This is a genomic window from Streptomyces sp. NPDC001532, from assembly GCF_040298625.1.
Classification (GTDB): domain Bacteria; phylum Actinomycetota; class Actinomycetes; order Streptomycetales; family Streptomycetaceae; genus Streptomyces.
In genome coordinates, this window is the sequence record NZ_JBEPAL010000065.1 from 1 (window position 1) to 20589 (window position 20589).

The window sequence follows — 20589 nt, forward strand, 5'->3', positions numbered from 1 at the left end:
CCACCGGGGGCGGCCGCGGGGCCCCCCCCCCGCATCGGGGGGCCCGCACCGGGGGGCGGGCCCCCCCCCGCCCGCCCTCACCACCGGCTGCGGAGCGGCGGACAACGTCGAGGAGCTGACCTTCGCTCTCGACGGACTGGCCGCCTCCGCGTACGGCACCCACCGGCTGGAAGGGGCGTCCACCACCGCCTCCGAGGCCACCGCGCCCGAGCCACGGCTGCTGCGCGCCAGCCTGTCCGCGAGCCCGGCACCCGCGCTGCGCACCGAGGCGCTGCGCGGGCAGACCGCGCGCTCCCTGCCGCAGACCCTGCTGGCCGGGCTCGGCCGGGCGGTCGCCGACGAACCCGTCACCGGCCGCGGCACCGTCGACGTGCTGCGCTACGGCCATGTCCTCGGCCCGCACGGCCTGGTCGGGGTGCGTGGGGCGGGGCAGGCCTACGACGGGCGGTACTGCGTGGCGGCGGTGACCCACGACCTCACCCGTGACTCCTACAAGCAGCACTTCACGCTGGTCCGCGACGGACTCGGCGCCGACATCCAGGTGGTGACCGCATGACAGCACCGCACACGAACACGACAGCACCGCACACGAACATGACAGCACCGCAGGCGAACCCGGCAGCCACGCAGGCGACCGGGCCCACGGCGCAGGCGAGGCCGGCACCTCAGGCGAAGCAGTGGCACGGCATCTACCAGGGTGTGGTCGTCTCCGCCGTCGACCCGACCGGCATCGGCCGGCTCCTGGTGCGCGTCCCCGAGGTCCTCGGTGACGACAACCCCGTGTGGACCGCGCCCGTCACGCCGATGGCGGGCGCGGACTGCGGGATGTACGTGGTGCCGCCCCCGGACTCCGGGGTGTGGGTGCGGTTCCTGGACGGGGACCCCGACCGGCCGGTGTGCCTGGGCTTCCGGCGCGGCGACTCCGGGGACGTGCCGCCGGCCGCCAAGTCCACCCCGCCCGGCATCCCGCAGATCGTGCTGGCGACCCCGACCGGGAACGCCCTGGTCATCAGCGACCTGCCGGGCCCGACGGGCGGGATCAAGCTGCAACTCCACGGCGACAAGGGGCCGTACATCACGATCAACGAGATGTCGATCGAGCTGTCCTGCGGTCCCGGACTCGCCACCGTCCAGCTCGCCGGCCCCCAGGTCACCGTCAACAACGGTGCGCTGACGGTGCTGTGAGGACGCCATGCCAGGACTGCTGATGCACTACGGCGCCCTGATGATGTGCGCCCACCCGCCCGGCCTCGTCACCATCCCCGCCCCGGCGCAGCAGCGCGTACTGGTCGGGCCGCAACCGGTCGCCACCAGCGCCGACGTGTTCATGGTGGCCGGCTGCTCCTTCCCGGCCATGACCGTGGGCGCGCCGCCCTGCACCGGCGTCGTCTGGCTCCAGCCCTCCACCCGGGTGTTCGTGAACGGCCTGCCCGTACTCCTCCAGCCGACTCCGCCCGTCGGCCCCGCCCCGGCGATGGGCGTGGGCACACCACCGCCCAATCCGCCGATGGTGCTGGCCATGCAGCTCCGGGTCTCGGGGATGTGACCGCGATGGACATCGACTTCCCCTACCGGGTCGACGCCCGCGGCCGTACGGCGACCGTCGACCACGCCGGCCACGTCCGGGACATGGTCGAGCAGGTCCTCTTCACCAGCCCCGGAGAACGCGTCAACCGGCCCGACTTCGGCTGCAACCTCCTCGACATGGTCTTCGCCGGGAACAGCCCGGAACTGGCCACGACCCTGGAGATGACCGCCCAGGCCGCACTCCAGCGCTGGCTCGGCGACCTGCTCGCGGTGGAGGCCCTGACGGTGACCGCGGAGGAGGCCACCCTGCGGGTCCACGTGGCCTACGTGCTCAAGGCCACCGGGGAGCGTCTGACCCTCACGGTGAGCGGGGGAGCGGCCGTATGACCGATCTCCACGACGCGGACCGGCGGACGTCCGCCGCGCTCGTCGGCATCGACGACGTGCGGGCGCATCCGGACCGGCGCACCCTCACCGTCACCTTCTCCGGCCCGCTCCCCGCGCATGTGGGCCGCGACAGCTTCGTGATCGAGGGCGGGCGACGGGTCGTCGGGCTCAAGGTGCTGCACGTCGGCCGCGAGACCGGCGAGGAACCCGACGGCAGGGCGGCGCACCGCCGCACCCTCACCCTGGACCGGCCCGGCGACGACTCCACCTACCGGCTGCGGGTGCTCGGCCGCGGCTTCCACGGCGGCCGCAACCGCGCGGAGTTCACCTTCCATCCGACGGCCCGACCCGAGGCGGCGCCCGGCGCCGAGCCCGTCGGCGCGCCGCCCGCCCGGCCCGCGCCGGCCGTCGACTACCTGGCCAAGGACTACGCGAGCTTGCGGCGGCTGCTGCTGGAGCGGCTGTCGCTCACCCTGCCGCGCTGGACCGAACGCCACGCGCCCGACCTGTGGATCACCCTGGTGGAGATCCTGGCCCACGTCGGCGACCAGCTCAGCTACCAGCAGGACGCCGTCGCCACCGAGGCCTGTCTGGACACCGCCCGGCTGCGCACCTCGGTACGGCGGCACGCCCGGCTCGTCGGCTACCCGATGCACGACGGCTGCGCCGCCCGCACCGTCGTCTGCGTGGAGACCAGTGCGGCCCTCACCGTGCACACCCGGCAGCTGGCCTTCACCGCACTGCCCAGCGACGAGACCGGCGGGGCGAGCGACCCGGTGATGACCGCGGGCGCCCTCGCCGCCGGACCGCACCCCGTCTACCAGCCGCTGGAGCCGCGCGAGACGACGTTCCTGCCCGAGCACAACCGGGTCGCCCTGTGGGCCTGGGGGCAGGACGCTTACCGGCTGCCCGCCGGCACCACCCGCGCCGCCCTCCTCGACCAGCACCCCGGCCAGGGCCGCGGCCGGGTCCTGCGGTTCCGGGCGGGCGACCTGATCGTCCTGGAGGAGACGGCGGGGCCCGACGGCGGCGCCGCCGACCCGACGCACCGGCAGGCGGTGCGGATCACCTGGACGACTCCCGACATCGACGACTACACCGGCACACCCGTCCTGAAGATCGCCTGGGCGGAGGAGGACGCCCTCACCTTCCCGCTGACCGTCCGCAACCCCCGCGACGCCGACGGCCGGCCGGGCGCCACGGTCGTGGCGTGCGGCAACGCCGTGCTCGTCGAGCACGGCCTGGAGAACACCTGGCTGCCCGACCGCACCGCCGACATCCTGCACGTGCCGGACACGGCGGCCGAGCCGCCCGGCATCCCCCGCCGGCCCTTCACCGCCACCCTGAGCGGCCGGCCCGTCACCTGGTCGCCGCCCCACCCCCGCCCCGCCGACGCGGCCGCGGCCCAGGCCCGCCGGCTCCTCGACCTCGCCGCCGAGGCCCGTGACCGGCTGCGCGACCTCCAGCACTCCGCGACGGAACTCGACGCCGAGGACCGGAAGTTCCTGCGGGCGCTGTTCGGCCGGGCCTACTCCGACACCGAGGACCCCGAGACCCACCTGCTCCGCCTCCGGTCCCGCTTCGACGAACTGCTCGAACCCAAACTGCGCCAGGTCGACCGCCTGGTACGCCGGGCCCGCGCCGGATACGTCCTGGACCCGGACGACATGCGGGAACTGGGCCGCACCTGGGCCGGCCTGTCCGGAGCGTCCCTGCGACCCGACGACACCGCCCTGAACGGACCGGCGAGCACCGCGCTGCGCCCCGACCCCCGTGAGGCGCTGCCCGCGCTGCGCCTGGTCGAGGAGGAGAGCGGGCACTCCACGAAGCCGGACTGGCTGCCCCGCCGGGACTTGCTGTCCAGCGGCCCCCGCGACCGCCATGTGACCGCCGAGACCGACGACGACGGCGTGCTGTCCCTGCGCTTCGGCGACGGCCGGTGCGGGCGGGCACCCCGCCCGGGCGGCAAGCTGTCCGCCGTCTACCGGGTGGGCAACGGCCGGGCCGGCAACACCGGCAGCGAGGCCGTCAACCGGGTCGCCGCCCGCGAGACGGACCTGCGGGGCGTCGTCACCCGCGAGACGGACCTGCGGGGCGTCGTCACCCGCGTCCGCAACCCCCTGCCCGCGACCGGCGGCACCGACCCGGAACCGGTCGACGAGGTCCGCCGGGCCGCCCCCAGCGCCCCCTTCCGCACCCTGCTGCGCGCCGTCACCGCCGAGGACTACGCCACCCTCGCCGCCCGACGGCCAGGCGTGCAGCGCGCCACCGCCACGCTCCGCTGGACCGGCAGCTGGTACGAGGCCGACGTCGCCCTCGACCCGGAGGGCGCCACCGCACCCTCGCCCCGGCTCCTGGAGGACGTCCGCACCGACCTGCACCGCTACCGGCGCATCGGCCACGACGTCGTCACCCGCCCCGCCCTGCTGGTGCCCCTGGACATCGCCATCGACGTGCTCGTCGACCCGCACCAGGTCACCGCCTATGTCCGCACCGCCTTGCTGCACCGCCTGCTGCCGGGCCGCCGCACCGGCGGCCGGACCGGCTTCTTCGACCCCTCCGCCCTCACCTTCGGCACCCCGGTGCGGGCCGACGCCCTGGTCGCCCTGTGCATGGACGTCCCCGGAGTCCGGCACGCCGAGGTCACCCGGCTGCGCAGGACCCACGACGACACCGGGCCCGGACAGGACGTGCCGTCCTCCGGCGAGCTGCGGCTGCGCCCGCACGAGATCCCCCGGCTCGACGGCGACGTCACCCGCCCGGAGAACGGCCGCCTGGCCCTGAACCTGAGAGGCGGACGATGACCGCCCCGACCGACGGCCCGTGCCCGCCGCGCAACCGGCCCGGGCTGCCCGCCCTGTCCTACCGCGTCGGCACCTACCACCAGTTCCTCGACGCGATGCTGGCCCGGCTGCCCGAGGCGGGCCTCGACCCCCTGGACCGGCCGCCCGGCGCGGACGACGACACCCCGGCCGGACCGCCGCCCACCGGCCGCGGCGCCCTGGCCGGGCTGACCACCCGGGAGCCCGACGACCCCTCGGTCGCGCTGCTCGACGCCTGGGCCGTCGTCGCCGACGTGCTGAGCTTCTACCAGGAGCGGATCGCCAACGAGGGGTTCCTCGGCACCGCGACCGAACACGACTCCCTGGTCCGGCTCGGCCGTCTCGTCGGCCACCGGCCCCGTCCCGCCCTCGCGGCCACCACTCATCTCGCCTACACCCTGGACCCCGGCACCTCCTGCGTCGTACCGGCCGGCTCGCAGGTGCGGAGCGCGCCCGAGCCGGGCGGTCTGCCGCTCGCGTTCGAGACCGCCGCGAACCTCACCGCCCGGGCGGAGTGGAACCGGCTCCCCGTGCGCACCACCTGCCCCGCCGCGCTCGCGCCGGACGCCGCGATCACTGTCGACGCCATCGACGTCGACGGCGTCCAGCACCCCGTACGCCCCGGCGACCGGCTGCTGTTCAGCTATCCCGACCCCCGCCTCGACCTGACGCGCCTGGTGGAAGCGGTCGAGCGGGACCCCGCGCGCGGCCGGACCACCGTGCGGCTGCGGGTGCCCGACCCGCACCGGCAGCTCGCGGTCGCCGTGGACGCGCTGTGGGAGGACCTGGAGGACGCGGCCGGCCGGGCCCGCTCCCGCGGCCCCTTCGAGGAACTGCTGGAACTGCTGCGGGACGTCCGGGAGCACGCCGGGCGACTGCGCGACCCGGACACCTTCGCGGCCCGCCTCGACCGCCGCCTGCGCCGCCTCCGGGACCGGCTGTCCGACGACGCCGACGCGCCGGACACCGGCGACCCGGACACCGGCGACCCGGACACCGGCGACCCGGAAACCGACGTCGTGGACGTTGGCCGCGCGGACACCGGCCGCTCGGACACCGACGGCCCTGACACCGGCGGCCTGGACGTCGACGCCCTCGCCGAGCGCGCCGCCGTCCGCCTCGCCACCGTCCGCGACGCCGTCCGCCGGCTGACCCGCGCACCCGCGCCGCGGCCCGGCACGACCGACCGGGAAGCGCTGCTGCGGGACCTCGGCACCCCCGGCCGCGGCATCCTGCACACCGTCGCCCCGCTGCTCGACGCGCTCCGCCCCGCCGGCCCGCCGCCCGCCACCCGGCCCGCCGGCCCGCCCACCGTCACCGACGCCCTGGGCGCCGGCTCCGACGCGCTGCCCCGCCTCCTCGCCGGCCACCGGCCCGGCCTCACCGCCTCCTTCTACGCCGCGCTGGCCGCCGTCTCCCCGGCGGCCCCCCCACCACCGGACGTCCTGCACTTCCGCGTCACCACCACACCCCTCGGCGCCGCCGTCCCCGACGACGCCCGCGTGAAACGGCTGCTGCGCGCCGCCGTCCCCGCCCGGGCCGACGGCACCGCCCCGCTCACCGCCGACGTCCTGCTCCTCGACGCCGTGCAGGAGGAGATCCAGCCCGGCAGCTGGATCGCCGTACGCGTCGCGGGCCGGCCCCGTACCCGCGTCCTGCGCGTCACCGAGGCCGAACGGCTCTCCGTCGCCGACGAACAGGACGCCGCCCGCGTGACCCGGCTGCGGCTGTCCGCCCCCTGGACCGACGACGTCGAGGACATCGCCGCCCGCCGCGCCACCACCGTGTGGGCGGCGCCCGCCCCGTTGACCCTCGCACCCTCGCCCGAGACCTCCGACGTGGCGGGCGCCACCATCGCCCTGGACGGCACCTACGAGGGACTGACCCCCGGACGGCCGGTCGTCGTCGCCGGAGAGCGCACCGACGTCGTCCCCGAGACCGGCGCCGCCCCCGGCCGCCGCCCCGGCGTCCCCGGCGCCGAACTCGCCGTCCTCGCCGGGGTGCGGCACGCCTTCGACGGCACCTCGCCCGACGCCCGGGTGCGCACCACCCTGGTGCTGACCGCCCCGCTCGCACACCGCTACCGGCGCGACTCCGTCGTCGTGCACGGCAACGTGGTGGCGGCAACCGCGGGGGAGACCGTCACCGAGGTGCTGGGCAGCGGCGACGCCACCCGCGCCGGGCTGACGCTGCCGCTCAGGCAGGGGCCGCTGGTCTGGCTGCCGGCCGAGACCGCCGACGGCGGCGAGGAGGCCCTGACCGTCCGCGTCGACGGCGTGGCCTGGCGGCGCACCGCCGACCTCGGCGAGGCGGGCCCCGCCGATCAGGTGTACCGGCTTGCCGCGGGCGCCGACGGCAAGGCGGCCGTGCAGTTCGGCGACGGCCGCCACGGCGCCCGCCCGCCCACCGGCACCGAGAACATCACCGCCCGCTACCGCATCGGCGGCGGCCGCGCGGGCAACGTGCCCGCCGGACGGATCAGCCAGGTCATCAGCAAACCGCTCGGCGTCGCCGCGGTCACCAACCCGCTGCCCGCCACCGGCGGCGCCGACGCCGACGGCCCGGCCGAACTGCGCCAGGCGATCCCGCTGCGGCTGGCCGCCTTCGACCGGCTGGTGTCGGTGCGCGACTACGAGTCCTTCGCCCGCGCCTTCGCCGGCGTCGGCAAGGCCATCGCCCGGCGCTGCACCGACGGCCGCCGCCCGCTCGTCCACGTCACCGTGGCCGCCGCCGACGACGCCCCCCTCGACCCCGCCGCACCGCTGCTCACCGGGTTGCGCAAGGCCCTGCGCCGGTACGGCGACCCGGGTCTGCCGGTACGGGTCGAACCCTGCGAACGGGTCCGGCTCGTCGTGGTGCTCGGCGTCCGCACCCACCCCGACCACCTGCCGGACAAGGTCGAACGCCGGGTGCGGGAGGCGCTGGCCGCCCGGCTCGGCTTCGACGCCGCCCGCCTCACCCGTCCCGTCCACCTCAGCGCCGTGGTCGCCGCCGCCCACGCGGTGCCCGGCGTCGACTTCGTGGACGTGGACGCCTTCGGCGGGGTGCCGGAGGGCGCCGGCGCCGCGGAGGTGGCCCGCTTCGCCGACCACCCGTCCGTCGTCTCCGTCGTCCCCGCCCTGCCCGCCGGCCCGCGCACCGTACGCGAGGTGGCCACCTCGGAGGGTCCGCTCGTCCCCGTCGACACCGCGCGCGCCCCCACGGTCGTTCTCGGCCGCCCCGACGCCCGGCGGCCGTCCGCCCGGCGGTCCACCGGCGACGCCCCCCGCACCCTGCTGCGCCCGGCCCAACTGGTCCTGCTGGACCCGGCCGTGCCCGGGACCCTGATCCTGCGGAGGATCCCATGACCCCCGACGAGCTGTACGCACTGCTGCCCGCCGTCCACCGCCGACACGACGAGGAGCGCGGCCGGCCGCTGTACGCGCTGCTCTCGGTCGTCGCCGAGCAGGCCCACGTGCTCCAGGCCGACATCGAACGCCTCTACGACAACTGGTTCATCGAGACCTGCGAGGACTGGGTCGCCCCCTACATCGGCGCACTCGTCGGCTACGAGGTGCTGCCCGGCATCGCCGCCGCCCTCTCCGACGACACCTCGCGGGCCACCGGACTGCCGGCCGCCGCCGTCCCCCGGCGCGACGTCGCCGACACCGTCGCCAACCGCCGCCGCAAGGGCACCCTCGCCCTCCTGGAGGACCTGGCGTCCGGCGTGGCCGGCTGGCCCGCCCGGGTCGTCGAGTACCGCGACACGCTCTCCGTCACCCAACCGGTGCGCCGCTACACCTCCGACGACGCCGACGCCCGCCGCAGAACGGCCCGCGGCGCCCTGGCCGACGTACGCCGCGCCGGGGCGCTGGACGCGGTGGGCGGCCCCTTCGACCAGCTGGCGCGCACCGTGGAGGTGCCCCGCGCCGGCTCCCCGCGCCGGTCCGGCCGGTACAACATCCAGTCCGTGGGCCTGCACGTGTGGCGGCTGCGCACCTACTCGGTGACACGCGCCCCCGCGTACTGCCTCGACCGGGACGACGCCTGCTACACCTTCAACGTGCTCGCTCTCGACACACCCCTGTTCACCGCACCGGTGCCCGAGCCGTCGAGCGGCCGTGTCGCCGACGAGACCAACGTCCCCGAGCCGATCACCCGCCGAGCCCTGGCCGAACGACCGTACGACTTCTACGGCCCCGGCAGGAGCCTGTGCGTGTGGGCCGGCCCGGACCCGGTGCCGCTGGACCGGATCGTCGCCGCCGACCTCACCGACTGGCGGTACCGGCCCCGCCGCGGCCGGGTCGCCGTCGACCCCGTCCTCGGCCGCCTGGCCCTGCCCAGCGGAACCGCCCCCGACCACGGCGTCCGCGTCACCTACCACCACGCCTTCGCCGGCGACCTCGGCGGCGGCGAGTACCCCCGCCCGGAATCAGCGCCGAGCGGAACGACCACCACCTACCGCGTCGGCCCGGAGCACGACCACCGCCGCATCACCGACGCCCTCGACCACTGGCACGCGGGCAAACGCGGGCTGCCGGGCAAGGCGGAGGCGATCGTCGAGATCACCGCCAACGACGTCCACGAGGACCTCACCCGCATCCGCCTCGACCCGGGCGACCGGCTCACCCTGCGCGCCGCCGACGGCGTCCGCCCCGTCATCCGGCTGTCCCGCCGCGGCGGCGACCGCCCTCGCACCCTCGTGATCACCGGCACCGGAGGCGAGAACGACGCCAGGCCCCCCGCGCGGCTCGTCCTCGACGGACTGCTGGTCACCGGCGGCAGCGTGCGGGTCGAGGGCCGCGTCGGCCAACTCGACGTCCGGCACTGCACGTTCGTCCCCGGCTGGGCCGTCACCCCCGACGGCACCCCGCTGGCACCCGACGCGCCCAGCCTGGAGATCGCCGCCGACAACCCGGTCCACGTCGAGGTGCGGCACAGCGTCCTCGGCGCCGTCACCGTGGCCGACACCGCCGAAGACGCCCGGATCGCGCTGCACGACACCGTCCTCGACGCCACCCAGCGCGAGGCGACGGCCTTCTCCGACCCGTACGGCGGCACCGCCGACGTCGTCCTCACCACCCGCCGCACCACCGTCGTCGGAGCCGTCCGGGCACGCGCCGTGGACGTGCTGGAGAACTCCCTGCTGGACGGCGAGGTCTGGATCACCCGCCGGCACCAGGGCTCCGTACGCCACTGCTGGGTCCCGGAAGGCTCCCGCACACCACCGCGGTTCCACTGCCTGCCCGAACACTCCGACGACCCGGCACGGCTCCAGCTGCGCTTCGCCGGCACCCGCTACGGCCTCCCCGACTACATCCGGCTCGCCGACGGCTGCGCCGAGGAGATCCGCCGCGGCGCCGACGACGGCGGCGAACCCGGCGCCCTGCACCACCTGTTCCAGCCGCAGCGCGAGGACAACCTGCGCACCCGGCTCGCCGAGTACACCCCCGCCGGCTGCGACACCGGCATCTTCTTCGTCACCTGACGACCCCGCCCGGCCCCACCCCCCGAACGGCCCACAGGCAGGAAACACCCCCATGCACGGCGACTTCTCCCGCGTCACCTTCGACCCCGCCCGGCGCTTCTCGGCCGTCCTCTCCCAGCAGGGCCGCGTCCAGCTCGACGCCGAGATCAACGAACAGACGGCGATCCTCCTGCACTACGTGCGCACCCTGGCCGCCGACCTCCTCGGCCCCGTCGCCTACCCGCCCGACCAGGACCCCGACGGCATCGGCGCGTTCGGCGTCGACGGGTACGACGGCGAGACCTTCACCGTCGCCCCGGGCCGCCTGTACGTCGACGGCATCCTCTGCGAGTGCGACGGCTCGGACTACTGGGACCAGCCCGACGGCCACCTCGACCCCGAGCGGGACGGCGACCCCCTCCCTTCCGGGCCCTTCCTGGTGTACCTGCGGGTGTGGGAACGCCTGGTCACCGCGGCCGAGGCGCCCTGGCTGCGCGAGGTGGCCCTCGGCACCGACGGCCCCGACACCACCGCCCGCACCCGCGTGGTCTGGCAGCTGTGCACCGTCCCCATCGAACACGGCTCGTTCGTCCCCGACATGCGCAACGCCACCCGCTACCTGCGCGAACGCATCCGCCGGCGGTTCGAACCGCGCGGCATGCTGGCCGCCCGCACTCTGCGCCCCGACGAGTCCCGCACCACCGACGCCCTGCCCCCGTCCTTCGGCTACCGCGCCCCCGAGAACCAGCTGTACCGGGTGGAGATCCACCAGGGCGGCACCGCCGGCACGGCCACCTTCAAGTGGTCCCGCGAGAACGGCTCCGTCGCCCTGCCCGTCCGCGACGTCTCCGGCGCCTCGGTCCGGCTCGACACCCTCGGCCGCGACGACAAACTCGGCCTCGACATCGGCGACGTCGTCGAGATCGTCGACGACGCCACCGTGAGCCGCGGCGCCGCGGACCGCCCCGGCGAGGGCTGCGTCCGGCTCCGTACCGTCAGAGAGATCGACTACGCCGGGAACCGGGTGCTCCTGGACGCCGACCCCGCCCAGGACCCCTACCTCGCCGAAGCCGGCCAGGTCCAGCGCCGCCACCCGCTGCTGCGCCGCTGGGACCACGGCGGCGCCGAAGGAGGCGAGGCGGCCGACGAACTCGGCCTGCCCGTCCGCGAGGGCGAGTGGCTGCCGCTGGAGGACGGCGTGCACATCTGGTTCGAACCCGGCGCGGAACGCTCCCGCGTCTACCGCCACGGCGACTACTGGCTCGTCCCCGCCCGGGTCCTCACCGGCGACGTCGAATGGCCCCTCGGCCGCCGCGGACGGCCACTGCCGCGCCGCCCCCATGGCGTCCCCTACCACTACGCCCCGCTCGCCTACATCGAGCCGCGCGGCGACGGCGACTTCCGGCTGGTGGACCTGCGGACCCCCATCCCCGACCGCCGCTAGCGGGCGACGAAGCCGAACAGGAACAGCATGTACGCCACGAACAGCACCAGGATGACCCCGATCGCCACCACGTTGGTCCGGCCGGCGGACACCTCGGCACCCGTCGTCAGGTTCGACAGCCGCCACACCCGCAGCGTGCCGCGCTGGAACTCACCGGTGGCCCGCACCCAGTCGCCGTCGCTCACCGCGCCCTCGAAGGTGTCCCCGCGCATCTCCACGGCCACCAGCCGCAGCGGCTGCCGGCTCCGGCGGTCCCGCACCTCCACCCGGAAGGTGCACACCACCGTCGTACTGGCGCTGCCCGCCCTGCCGTTGACCTCGCTGCGCATCCGCACGTCCTGCGCCTCGCCCTCGACGGTCCCACTGCCCCTGAGGACGAGCGACGGGGGCGGCGCCTGGACGGTCAGCGGCGGCGGGTCGGTCCAGGAGTCGTCGGTGCGCAGCTCACCCGTCCAGGTGTCCCGCGGGCGCTCACCGGCGCGGGTGCGCTGCGCGGAGGTGACCAGCCTCGGCGGCGGTGCCCTGTGCCGTCGGCGCAGCCGCCACCAGGGAGAACCGTCGTCCGTGCCGTAGGGCGGCAGCCAGGCCCCGCACACGCGGCACTTCTGCGCGCTGGCGGGTGCCTCTCTGCCGCAGCTCTCGCAGGTCCAGGCACCGTCCACCCCACCATCGTCACTCCGGCGCCGGGTGTGCGCCACACGAGTGACGCCGCCCCCACGCCGCCCTCACGACCGCGGCCGGGGGAACGCCTCCAAGGCCTCGGCGAGCCCCGCCGGATCGGTGCCGAGCTTGCGGTAGCCGGCCGACAGCAGCTGCCGCACCCCCTGCTCGGTGAGCCGCAGTTCCTTCGCGACGACCGGCGCCGGATGGCCCTGAGCGGTCAGTTCGGCGGCCCGGCGCTCGGGCGCGGACAGCGTGTCGGTCTGCGTGTACCGCAGCGGCAGCGGCCGCATCCCGGCCGTCGACAGCTCCTCCCTGGCCCGGTTCGCCAGCGACTGCGCACCGCAGTGCACGGCGACTTCCAGGCCCTGGTAGAGCCGGTCGGCCGCGTCGTGCAGCAGCCCCTCCCGGGACAGCGCGGCCCCGTGCCCGACCAGCGCCCGCGCCAGCTCGTACGCGGCCGGCGACTGCTCCAGATGGTCCACGGCCTCCGCGTACAGCTCGAGCGCCGCCCGGCCGCCGGTCGCCTCGGCCTCGCTGCGCAGCGCCTGGCCGATCACCGACGCCGCGCCGAAGTCCCGCGCCCGCGCGACGGCTTCGCGCGCCAGCCGCACCGACCGCTCCGGCGCGGTACGGGCGAGCGCGGCCGACAGATCCAGCCGCCAGGGGCACCAGGAGGGGTTACGCCAGTCCCGGCCGTCCAGCCATTCCCCCACCTCGGACAGCAGCTCCACGGCCTCGGTCCGCCGCCCCTCCGCCAGCAGCAACTCGGCGTACACCGTGCGGGGGTCGGGGTAGATGACGGCGCCCGGCACGACCTCGCCGTATCCGGGGTGCTCGTCGGCGACCTGGCGGGCGGCGGCGATCCGGCCGCGCGCCAGCAGGGTCTGGATGAGGGTGCCGACGGCGAACCACTGTGCGGGTACGGCCCCTTCGACCCGCTCGGCGGTGCGCAGGCCCTCGCGGACCCACGCCTCGGCGTCGACGAGGTCGCCCCGGCGGTAGCGGATGTAGCCGAACAGGGTCTGCCCGACCGCCAGATGGGAGCCGCGCCACCCTTTGGTCTCGCACTCGGCCATGCCCTTGTTGAACAGCTCCTCGGCCCGGCGCGGCTGGTCGCAGTACATGAACACCAGGGCCACCGAGACCGGGATCTCGAAGCCCCGGTTCTCGTCGGTCCAGCTCATGCCGCCGGTCAGGGCGTCCTCGGCGTACCGCAGCACCGAGCGCCGCGGCTCGCCGCGCAGCAGCGCGTCCCAGGCCCGCAGCCCGAGGATCCAGCGCTCCTCCGGGCCCCGGCCCGGCAGCCGTTCGGCCAGCCTGGTCAGCCGGCGGGAGCGGGCGGCCGAGTCCGGTTCGTCGGTGCGGAACATGCTCCACACGAAGTGATCGGCCTGGAGCCGCAGCCGGATCCGGGGGTGCCGGGTGCCGCGGGCCTCCTCCGCGGCCAGCGTCGCGGCCTCCGCCATCCGGTCCGTGTGGGCCAGGGCCTGGCTCAGCCGGTACACGATGGAGGCCCGCAGCTCCGGCTCGATGGACTTCTCCGTCAGTGCCTCCCGCAGATGGGCGACCGTGGCCCTGGGCTCGATGAGGAACGTGGCGCAGGCGAGCTCGTGCAGCAGCGCGGCCCGCTCCTCCGGCAGCGGCGGCTCCTGGAGGGCCCGGGCCAGCAGCCGGCGCGCGGCCTCCGGCGCCCCGGCGCGCAGGTACTCCCGGGCGGCCTCCCGCAGGCACTCCACCAGCTCGCTCTTGCCTTCGCAGGGCACCTCCAGCAGATGGCGGGCGGCGTCGGTGGGCCCGAAACCGGCGGCGCGGATGGCGACGGCGGCCGCGTTGTGCATACCGGCCCGCAGGGCGTCGGGAACGTCCCCGTAGATCGTGGTGGCGATCAGCGGGTGCACGAAGTTCAGGGTGCCTCCGGGGCCGTGCCCCTCGGCGACGAAGCGGGCGGCGCGCAGCTTCTCGATCGACCGGGCGGCCTGCTCGCTGCCGACCGCGGCGAGGCTGGCGGCGATGTGCGGGTCGAACGGCGCGCCCAGGACGGCCGCCGCGTGCGCGAAACGGCGGGTGGCCGTGCCGAGTTCGCGAAGACGGGCGAGCAGCCCCGGGCCCTTGACCGCCGCCGCGAGCGTGCGCATCGCCGGCAGGTCCTCCGAGGTGCCCTTCAGGCGCTGCTCGCCCAGGCGGATGGCGAGCTCCACCGTCTCGAAGGGGTTGCCGCTCGTGACCGTCCAGCACTCGTCGCAGAACGCGTCCTCGGCGCCCGGCCCCACTTCCTCCCGCACGATGCGCGCCACCGCGGCGGCGGTGAGCGGGGCGAGGGTGTAGGGACGCCGCGTGTTGCGCTCGACGAGGGTGCGGAAGGCCGCCGCCTCGTCCGGCAGATCGTTCGGCCGGTAGGCGGCCACGATCAGCAGCGGCAGGTCGGCGGCGCGCGGAGCGAAGGAGGCGAGCCAGTTCAGGGACTCCAGGTCGGCCCAGTGCAGATCGTCCAGGAGCAGGACGACCGGGGCCTTCAGCACGGTGAGCCGCGTCATCACCCAGTCGAGGCCGTCCCGTACGCCGGTCGGGTCCGGGACGGCGGCGGTGCTCGTCGCCTCCAGGCCGAGCGCGGCGGCGACGATGTCGTACCAGCTGCCCAGGAAGGTGCGCAGTTCGGCGTCGTCCATCGTCGCCAGGGCCGGCTGCACGACCTGGCGGATCAGCCGGAACGCCAGCTCCTGCTCGGTCTCGCCGCCACCGCCCGACAGCACGGTGAAGCCGAGCGCCGCGGCGCGGCTGCGCGCCTCCGCCAGCAGTGCGGTCTTCCCCATGCCCGCCGGGGCGGTGAAGGTGAGAAGTCCACTGTGCCGGACGTGGGATTCAGGGGCCGCGGAGCGCAGCTGGGACAACGCGGTATCGAGCGCTTCGAGTTCTCGACGGCGCTCGAACAACGGGCGTGGGCTGGTGATCGGTTGCCGTGACACAAACGCCATGTGCCCTACCGCTTCCTGTCGGTGGTCCTCGCGGGCAGCGCCGAGCGTACGCCCTGGAGGGCCCTCGTCCGGACGCATTGGCGCAGCAGAACGACAGGGATGAGTGAATCAACCAGTCGGGTGGTTTGACGCCCCGCCCGACTGGTAATGAGATACGACTGGCCCGTGGTCGCCGGGCCAGTCACCGGGCCTCATCGCAGCGCGGGCGTCACCGCCGTCTCCGCGTACCGGGGCACGGTCCGCGACCAGTGGTGGCAACCGCTGATCCAGCCGATCATGCCGTCCACGTACCCCACGCCCGCCGGGCTCAGCTCCGGCCGGATGCCCTCGTACACCGCCTCGAACTCACGGATCGCGCCGTTGATCTGCCGGACGGCGAGGACCACGGCCGTGGGCAGGGAGCACCCGCGCACGCACTGGTGGGCGAGCGCCAGATTGATGACACCGCCCGTGCGCCGCTCCTTCACCGCGGAGAACAGGTCCGCGGTCCACACCGCCGCGTCCACCGACAGCCGCGTCAGCCGCCGCATGGCGGGGTGGTGCAACTCCTCCGGGGCCGGCTCGAACGGTTGCGCCGCCTCGTACAACGGGTGGAACGGTTCGATGCCCGCGGTGAGCGAGCGTATCGACGTGCACAGGTCGATGCCGAGCGGGGCGGAACCGGTCTGCGCCACCGATTCGTAGAGCAGCCCGTGCACGTACTCGCGGCTCTTGCAGGCCCACCGGGCGGCCTGGTCCGGGGTGCAGCGCTCGCGGACCTGGCGGTACAGATCGGCCAGCGCCGCGCCGAGGGGGGTGCACGGCTCCGCGTCGTCCCGCAGGATCGCGACGCTCTCGCGGAGCATCGGCAGCAGCCGCTGTGGCCGGTGCCGCCCCACCTCCTCCGCCCGGTCGTCGAAGACGAATTGATAGGCGATCTGATGGGCCACGATCTGGAGTATTCCGGCATCCACGGTCGGGCTGGTGCACGACGCGAGTTCAGCGGGACGGGTGGCCTCGATCATCGCCGCCGCGCCGGGTTCCTCGAGGAGTCCGGTCGTGCGCAGCCATTCCCGCGTTCCCTCCTCCGCCGCCGCCTCGTACCTGTTCCGTCGAGCGGGAAAAGGCATATAGAGGTGGGCGTCGATCAGCTGCTTCAGGCTGGAATGCCGAATTCCGCCCTGATGGGGGACCATGATTTCCTCATGAGTCGTCGACACCGTTGTCACCTGCCGTTCGGGAGTCGGGTACGCGGACTGTCCTGCGTTGCGCGGTGTCGGCCGGCTCACGGGTGCGCGCGACACAGGTCATCCGCAGCGACCTCGGTCCCAGCGTGACCGCCGGGCGTGTCCCGTCGGCGGCGCCGGGCCGGTGGGCCAGCCGCCAGCGGGTGGCGACCGTGGCGAGCGCGATCGTGGCCTCCGTCATGGCGAAGCCGTCGCCGAGGCACTTGCGGCTGCCCGCGGCGAACGGCACCAGCGCGCCGGGCCGCCCCGCGCCGCCCCGCCCGGACAACCAGCGTTCCGGCAGGAAGCGCTCCGGGTCACGGAAGGACGCGGGATCGTGGTGCAGCAGGTACGGGCTGTACAGCACCATCGCCCCACGGGGCAGGCGGTGGCCGCCCAGCTCCGTGTCGCGGGTGACGACCCGGGTGAACAGCCAGCCCGGCGGGGAGTGCCGCAGCGTCTCGGTGACGACGCAGCGGGTGTAGTCGAGCCGGGCCAGATCCGCGGCGCCGGGCCGCCGCCCGTCGGCCAGCACCGAGTCCAGCTCGGCGTGCAGCCGGCGCTCCGCCTCGGGGGCCCGGGCCAGCAGGGCGAACGCCGAGGCCAGGCACAGGGCGGTGGTCTCCACGCCGGTCAGCAGCAGGGTGATCAGCTGGTCGTGGACCTCCTGGTCGGTGACGGCCGCCCCGTCCGTGTCCTGCGCGGCGGCCTCCAGCAGGGCTCCCAGCAGATCGTCGCGCCGGGCGCCGTGCCGCCGCTCGGCGACGGCCGCGGCCACGATGGCGTGCAGCCGGTCCACCGCCCGCCGGTAGCGGCGGTTCGCGGGCAGCGGGACCCGGAACACGGCGTCGACCGGCACGATCGTACGGACGAACAGACCGCGGACGACCTCGGCCAGGCAGTGCCGCACCTCGGTGTGGGCCGCCGGGTCGAGGGAGTCGGAGAACAGCACACGGCTCATCACCCGTGCCGTCACCGTCATCATGGCCGCGCTGACGTCGACCTCCCGGCCCGACTGCCACGCCCCGGCGACCGCCTCGGTCTCCTCGCCCATCAGAACCGCGTGGTCGGCTACGCGGGAGGGGCGGAAGGCGGGCTGGAGCAGTCTGCGCTGCCCGCGGTGCCGGTCGTGCGGGCAGGTGACGATGCCGTCACCCATCAGTGAGCCCAGCCGGTCGTAGAGCGTCCCCCCTTTGTCGAACGTACGAGCGTCGAGGAGCATGCGGTGGACCAGTTCCGGGTGGCAGACCACCCAGGCGCGCCGGGGGCCCAGGCGCACTTCCACCAGATCGCCGTGGCCCGGCAAAGAATTCAGAAACGCCAGCGGCCGACGGAACAAGGCGATACCGTGGCCGAACAGTGGGAATGCGCCGGGCGCGGAACTCACTGTCCATGCCTGTTCTGGTTCCGTTGCGGAACCCTCCATCAGATACCCCCGCCTCGGTCGAAACACGGAATTCGGTGATCTTTCACCGAATGGGCACTTGAATCATGTCCTGCCCAGTTCAACCAAGTCGGGGAGTGCGGAATCCTTTTTCCACGGGGGCGCACGGGAGCACGCGGAAGCACGGCCGAAAGCGTGCGGAACCCCGGAAACCTCAAAAGCAACAGGCGCCACTCAGTCACCAGCGGACCGGTCCGCGCCAGGACGGCGCCGGAACCAGTCACCGGCCGCCGCGGCGACCTCCTCCAGAGCGCCGGGCTCCGGGAACAGATGCGTGGCACCCGGCACCACATGGATGCGGTGCGGCACCGACAGTTCCTCCGCGGCCTCCCGGTTCAGCCCGAGCACGGTGTCGTCGGCGCCGCCCACGATCAGCAGCACCGGAGCCCGCACCCGCGGCAGGGAGTCGCCCGCCAGATCCGGCCGGCCGCCCCGGGAGACCACCGCGTACACCCGCTGCGGCCGTTCCGCCGCCGCCACCAGTGCCGCCGCGGCGCCGGTGCTCGCGCCGAACAGGCCCACCGGCAGACCCTCCGTGCCGGGCCGCCGCTCCAGCCAGTCGATCGCGGCCACCAGCCGCCGGGCCAGCAGTCCGATGTCGAACCGGTGCTGCCCGGTCGCGGCGTCGTCGTACTCCTCGCGCTCGCTCAGCAGATCGAGCAGCAGCGTGCCCAGCTCCAGCCGGTTCAGCTCCCCGGCCACCGCCCGGTTGCGCGGACTGTGCCGGGAACTGCCGCTGCCGTGCGCGAACAGCACCACCGCGGGAGTGTCCGCGCCGGGCACTGTCAGATCACCCGCGAGCGCCACCTCGGGCGCGGGTACCGTCACCGTCTCCGAGATCATGCGTCTCACCTCCCGCGCCGGCCCGGGGCCCGCGCGGTGAGCATCGCCGCGGTCCGGCGTCAGTCGCCGGTCCGTCCGTCGTCCGCGCCCTCCTCGATGCCGCTCAGCGGGTCGCCGTCCGCGGTCCCGCCGTAGGAGCCGTAGCCCTCCGCGGCGCTCGCCGTGCCGGGCAGCACCCGCTCGCGGGCCTGGCTCTCCTGGCCGGAGTGGGCGCCCGGCTCGTCCTCGTCACGGGCACGCGCGTACGCGTCCGACCGGTCCTGATCCGGGCCCGGCGTCTCGGTCGCCGTCATCGCCTCGTCGTCGTCACGCTCGCCCTCCGCCTGGGAAGGGGTGGTGCGGGGCGGCTCATACGTGACGTCGTCGTCGCGCTCTCCCTCGGCCTGGGACGGTGTCGTCTGCTCACTCATCGGGTGCCTCCTCCCGAGGTCCGGTCGGTGCACCCGGGTACCCGGTCCGGCCGCGCCCCAAGCGGGGCGACGGGGGCCGACAGGAGGCGGACGGCAGGCCGGCGGTCCGCCGACAGCCTGCCGGCGGGGAGCGGGTCAGTCGTCGGCGGCGTCCTGCTGCGCGCGCTCGGCGTCGCGCTGCTTCAGCCGCGCCGCCTCCTTGCGGACCTCGGCCTGCGTGGCGCGCTCCTTCTCCAGCCACTCGGGCCGCTCCTGCTTGAGCGCCTCGATCTGCTCGGTGGTCAGCGCCTCGGTGACCCCGCCGCGGGCCAGACCGGCGATGGAGACGCCCAGCTTCGCCGCGACCACCGGCCGGGGGTGCGGGCCGTTGTGCCGCAGTTCCCGCAGCCACTCCGGCGGGTTGGCCTGGAGCTCGTTCAGATCGGCGCGCGAGACGACGCCCTCCTGGAACTCGGCGGGGGTGGCGGGGAGGTACACACCCAGCTTCTTCGCCGCGGTCGCGGGCTTCATCGTCTGGGTGCTCTGGTGCGACTTCATGCCTTCCAGACTATCGGCCGCCGCGAAGACCTCCGACCACAGCCGGTAGCCTGGCGGGATGACCGGCTCGGAAGAATCCCCCTCGTTCCGGCTCGCGTACGTACCCGGGGTGATGCCCGCCAAGTGGGTCCGCGTCTGGAACGAGCGTCAGCCCGATGTCCCGCTGACCCTGGTGCCGATCCCGGCCGCGGAGGCCTCCGATGTCCTGCGGGGCGGCGACGCCGACGCCGGGCTGGTGCGGCTGCCGGTGGACTGTACGGTCCTGAGCGCGATCCCCCTCTACACCGAGACGACGGTCGTCGTGGTCCCGAAGGACCATCTGGTCACCGCCGCGGAGGAGGTGTCCACCGACGACCTGGCGGACGACGTGGTCTTCCACCCCCTCGACGACGTCTTCGAGTGGGAGCGGCTGCCCGGCAAGCCCGCCGTCGAGCGACCCGCCACCACCGCGGACGCGATCGAACTGGTGGCGGCGGGCGTGGGCGTCCTCGTCGTCCCCCAGTCGCTGGCCCGGCTGCACCACCGCCGCGACCTCACCTTCCGGCCGTTGGTCGACGCCCCGCAGTCGAGCGTCGCCCTGTCCTGGCCGGAGGAGGCCACCACCGACCTGGTCGAGGACTTCATCGGCATCGTCCGCGGCCGCACGGTCAACAGCACCCGTGGCCGCACCCGCCCACAGGATGACAAGGGCGGGAAGGACAAGAAGGCGGCGCAGAGCCGGGCGACCGCCAAGAGCCCGCGCGGCCGGTCCGGCGGCGCCACGAAGGGTGGCAGCACGAAGGGCGGCTCGGCGAAGGGCGGTTCCTCGAAGGGCGGCGCGGCGAAGGCCGCGTCCCAGGGCGCCCGGCGGGGCAGGCCGCGCCGCCGGCCGTGACCGGCGAGCCCGGCA

15 protein-coding genes and 1 pseudogene are annotated in these 20589 nt (G+C 75.0%); 9 read left to right on the plus strand and 7 right to left on the minus strand.

Features of this window, described 5'->3' with window-relative positions; genetic code table 11:
• The 8 genes and pseudogenes from ABT232_RS35985 to ABT232_RS36020 form a co-directional block, all read left to right on the plus strand.
• Positions 1-556: pseudogene (locus tag ABT232_RS35985) on the plus strand (hypothetical protein); the annotation flags it as partial.
• Entirely contained in the window at positions 553-1185 is a 633-nt protein-coding gene (locus ABT232_RS35990; RefSeq protein ID WP_351848346.1) for a phage baseplate assembly protein V, read from the plus strand. The pseudogene ABT232_RS35985 and the gene ABT232_RS35990, both read left to right, overlap by 4 nt.
• Before the next feature lie 7 nt (positions 1186-1192).
• On the plus strand, positions 1193-1546 hold the full coding sequence (locus ABT232_RS35995) for a hypothetical protein (protein ID WP_351848348.1): 354 nt from the start codon (positions 1193-1195) through the stop codon (positions 1544-1546).
• Positions 1547-1551: 5 nt separating this feature from the next.
• Positions 1552-1914 carry a GPW/gp25 family protein gene (locus ABT232_RS36000; RefSeq protein WP_351848350.1) on the plus strand — a complete coding sequence of 121 codons (363 nt, stop codon included), beginning with the start codon at positions 1552-1554 and terminating at the stop codon, positions 1912-1914.
• Positions 1911-4718, plus strand: a complete 2808-nt coding sequence (locus ABT232_RS36005; protein WP_351848353.1) for a putative baseplate assembly protein — start codon at positions 1911-1913, stop codon at positions 4716-4718. Before ABT232_RS36000 ends, ABT232_RS36005 begins: the two co-directional genes overlap by 4 nt.
• A complete protein-coding gene (locus ABT232_RS36010) occupies positions 4715-8083 on the plus strand; it encodes a putative baseplate assembly protein (protein WP_351848356.1) in 3369 nt (1122 codons plus the stop codon). The genes ABT232_RS36005 and ABT232_RS36010 overlap by 4 nt, the downstream gene beginning before the upstream one ends.
• On the plus strand, positions 8080-10203 hold the full coding sequence (locus tag ABT232_RS36015) for a hypothetical protein (RefSeq protein WP_351848358.1): 2124 nt from the start codon (positions 8080-8082) through the stop codon (positions 10201-10203). Before ABT232_RS36010 ends, ABT232_RS36015 begins: the two co-directional genes overlap by 4 nt.
• A gap of 52 nt (positions 10204-10255) precedes the next feature.
• Complete coding sequence (locus tag ABT232_RS36020) at positions 10256-11626, plus strand: DUF6519 domain-containing protein (protein ID WP_351848359.1); 1371 nt, start codon at positions 10256-10258, stop codon at positions 11624-11626.
• On the opposite strand, the gene ABT232_RS36025 is transcribed toward ABT232_RS36020, so the two are convergent.
• The 7 genes from ABT232_RS36025 to ABT232_RS36055 all read right to left on the minus strand — a co-directional run bounded on the left by ABT232_RS36025 (position 11623) and on the right by ABT232_RS36055 (position 19700).
• On the minus strand, positions 11623-12222 hold the full coding sequence (locus ABT232_RS36025; RefSeq protein WP_351848361.1) for a hypothetical protein: 600 nt from the start codon (positions 12220-12222) through the stop codon (positions 11623-11625). The two genes, ABT232_RS36020 and ABT232_RS36025, sit on opposite strands and share 4 nt — an antisense overlap.
• 129 nt (positions 12223-12351) lie before the next feature.
• Positions 12352-15261 (minus strand): ATP-binding protein, encoded by a 2910-nt coding sequence (locus tag ABT232_RS36030; RefSeq protein WP_351848363.1) that lies wholly within the window; start codon positions 15259-15261, stop codon positions 12352-12354.
• Positions 15262-15452: 191 nt separating this feature from the next.
• Positions 15453-16436 (minus strand): terpene synthase family protein, encoded by a 984-nt coding sequence (locus ABT232_RS36035; protein ID WP_351848366.1) that lies wholly within the window; start codon positions 16434-16436, stop codon positions 15453-15455.
• Between the two features lie 7 nt (positions 16437-16443).
• Positions 16444-17892 (minus strand): cytochrome P450, encoded by a 1449-nt coding sequence (locus tag ABT232_RS36040; RefSeq protein WP_351848369.1) that lies wholly within the window; start codon positions 17890-17892, stop codon positions 16444-16446.
• 192 nt (positions 17893-18084) lie between these two features.
• Positions 18085-18753 (minus strand): dienelactone hydrolase family protein, encoded by a 669-nt coding sequence (locus ABT232_RS36045; protein WP_351848371.1) that lies wholly within the window; start codon positions 18751-18753, stop codon positions 18085-18087.
• Positions 18754-18812: 59 nt separating this feature from the next.
• The gene (locus ABT232_RS36050; RefSeq protein WP_351848373.1) at positions 18813-19163 is read right to left on the minus strand and encodes a hypothetical protein; all 351 of its coding nucleotides are present in this window, start codon (positions 19161-19163) and stop codon (positions 18813-18815) included.
• A 135-nt stretch (positions 19164-19298) separates the two neighbouring features.
• Positions 19299-19700, minus strand: coding sequence for a DUF5997 family protein (locus tag ABT232_RS36055; RefSeq protein WP_351848376.1), 402 nt, complete (start codon positions 19698-19700; stop codon positions 19299-19301).
• Between the two features lie 58 nt (positions 19701-19758).
• On the opposite strand from ABT232_RS36055, the gene ABT232_RS36060 reads away from it, so the two are divergent.
• Entirely contained in the window at positions 19759-20574 is an 816-nt protein-coding gene (locus ABT232_RS36060) for a LysR substrate-binding domain-containing protein (RefSeq protein WP_351848378.1), read from the plus strand.
• Positions 20575-20589: the final 15 nt, after the last annotated feature.

What these genes read in the sequence shown, in the direction of transcription:
- ABT232_RS35990 (WP_351848346.1), top strand. Translation starts at nt 553, where the DNA reads ATGACAGCACCGCACACGAACACGACAGCACCGCACACGAACATGACA.
- ABT232_RS36050 (WP_351848373.1), bottom strand. Translation starts at nt 19,163, where the DNA reads ATGAGTGAGCAGACGACACCGTCCCAGGCCGAGGGAGAGCGCGACGAC.
- ABT232_RS36060 (WP_351848378.1), top strand. Translation starts at nt 19,759, where the DNA reads ATGACCGGCTCGGAAGAATCCCCCTCGTTCCGGCTCGCGTACGTACCC.
- ABT232_RS36045 (WP_351848371.1), bottom strand. Translation starts at nt 18,753, where the DNA reads ATGATCTCGGAGACGGTGACGGTACCCGCGCCCGAGGTGGCGCTCGCG.
- ABT232_RS36020 (WP_351848359.1), top strand. Translation starts at nt 10,256, where the DNA reads ATGCACGGCGACTTCTCCCGCGTCACCTTCGACCCCGCCCGGCGCTTC.
- ABT232_RS36010 (WP_351848356.1), top strand. Translation starts at nt 4,715, where the DNA reads ATGACCGCCCCGACCGACGGCCCGTGCCCGCCGCGCAACCGGCCCGGG.
- ABT232_RS36040 (WP_351848369.1), bottom strand. Translation starts at nt 17,892, where the DNA reads ATGGAGGGTTCCGCAACGGAACCAGAACAGGCATGGACAGTGAGTTCC.
- ABT232_RS36055 (WP_351848376.1), bottom strand. Translation starts at nt 19,700, where the DNA reads ATGAAGTCGCACCAGAGCACCCAGACGATGAAGCCCGCGACCGCGGCG.
- ABT232_RS36035 (WP_351848366.1), bottom strand. Translation starts at nt 16,436, where the DNA reads ATGGTCCCCCATCAGGGCGGAATTCGGCATTCCAGCCTGAAGCAGCTG.
- ABT232_RS36000 (WP_351848350.1), top strand. Translation starts at nt 1,552, where the DNA reads ATGGACATCGACTTCCCCTACCGGGTCGACGCCCGCGGCCGTACGGCG.
- ABT232_RS36015 (WP_351848358.1), top strand. Translation starts at nt 8,080, where the DNA reads ATGACCCCCGACGAGCTGTACGCACTGCTGCCCGCCGTCCACCGCCGA.
- ABT232_RS36005 (WP_351848353.1), top strand. Translation starts at nt 1,911, where the DNA reads ATGACCGATCTCCACGACGCGGACCGGCGGACGTCCGCCGCGCTCGTC.
- ABT232_RS35995 (WP_351848348.1), top strand. Translation starts at nt 1,193, where the DNA reads ATGCCAGGACTGCTGATGCACTACGGCGCCCTGATGATGTGCGCCCAC.
- ABT232_RS36030 (WP_351848363.1), bottom strand. Translation starts at nt 15,261, where the DNA reads ATGGCGTTTGTGTCACGGCAACCGATCACCAGCCCACGCCCGTTGTTC.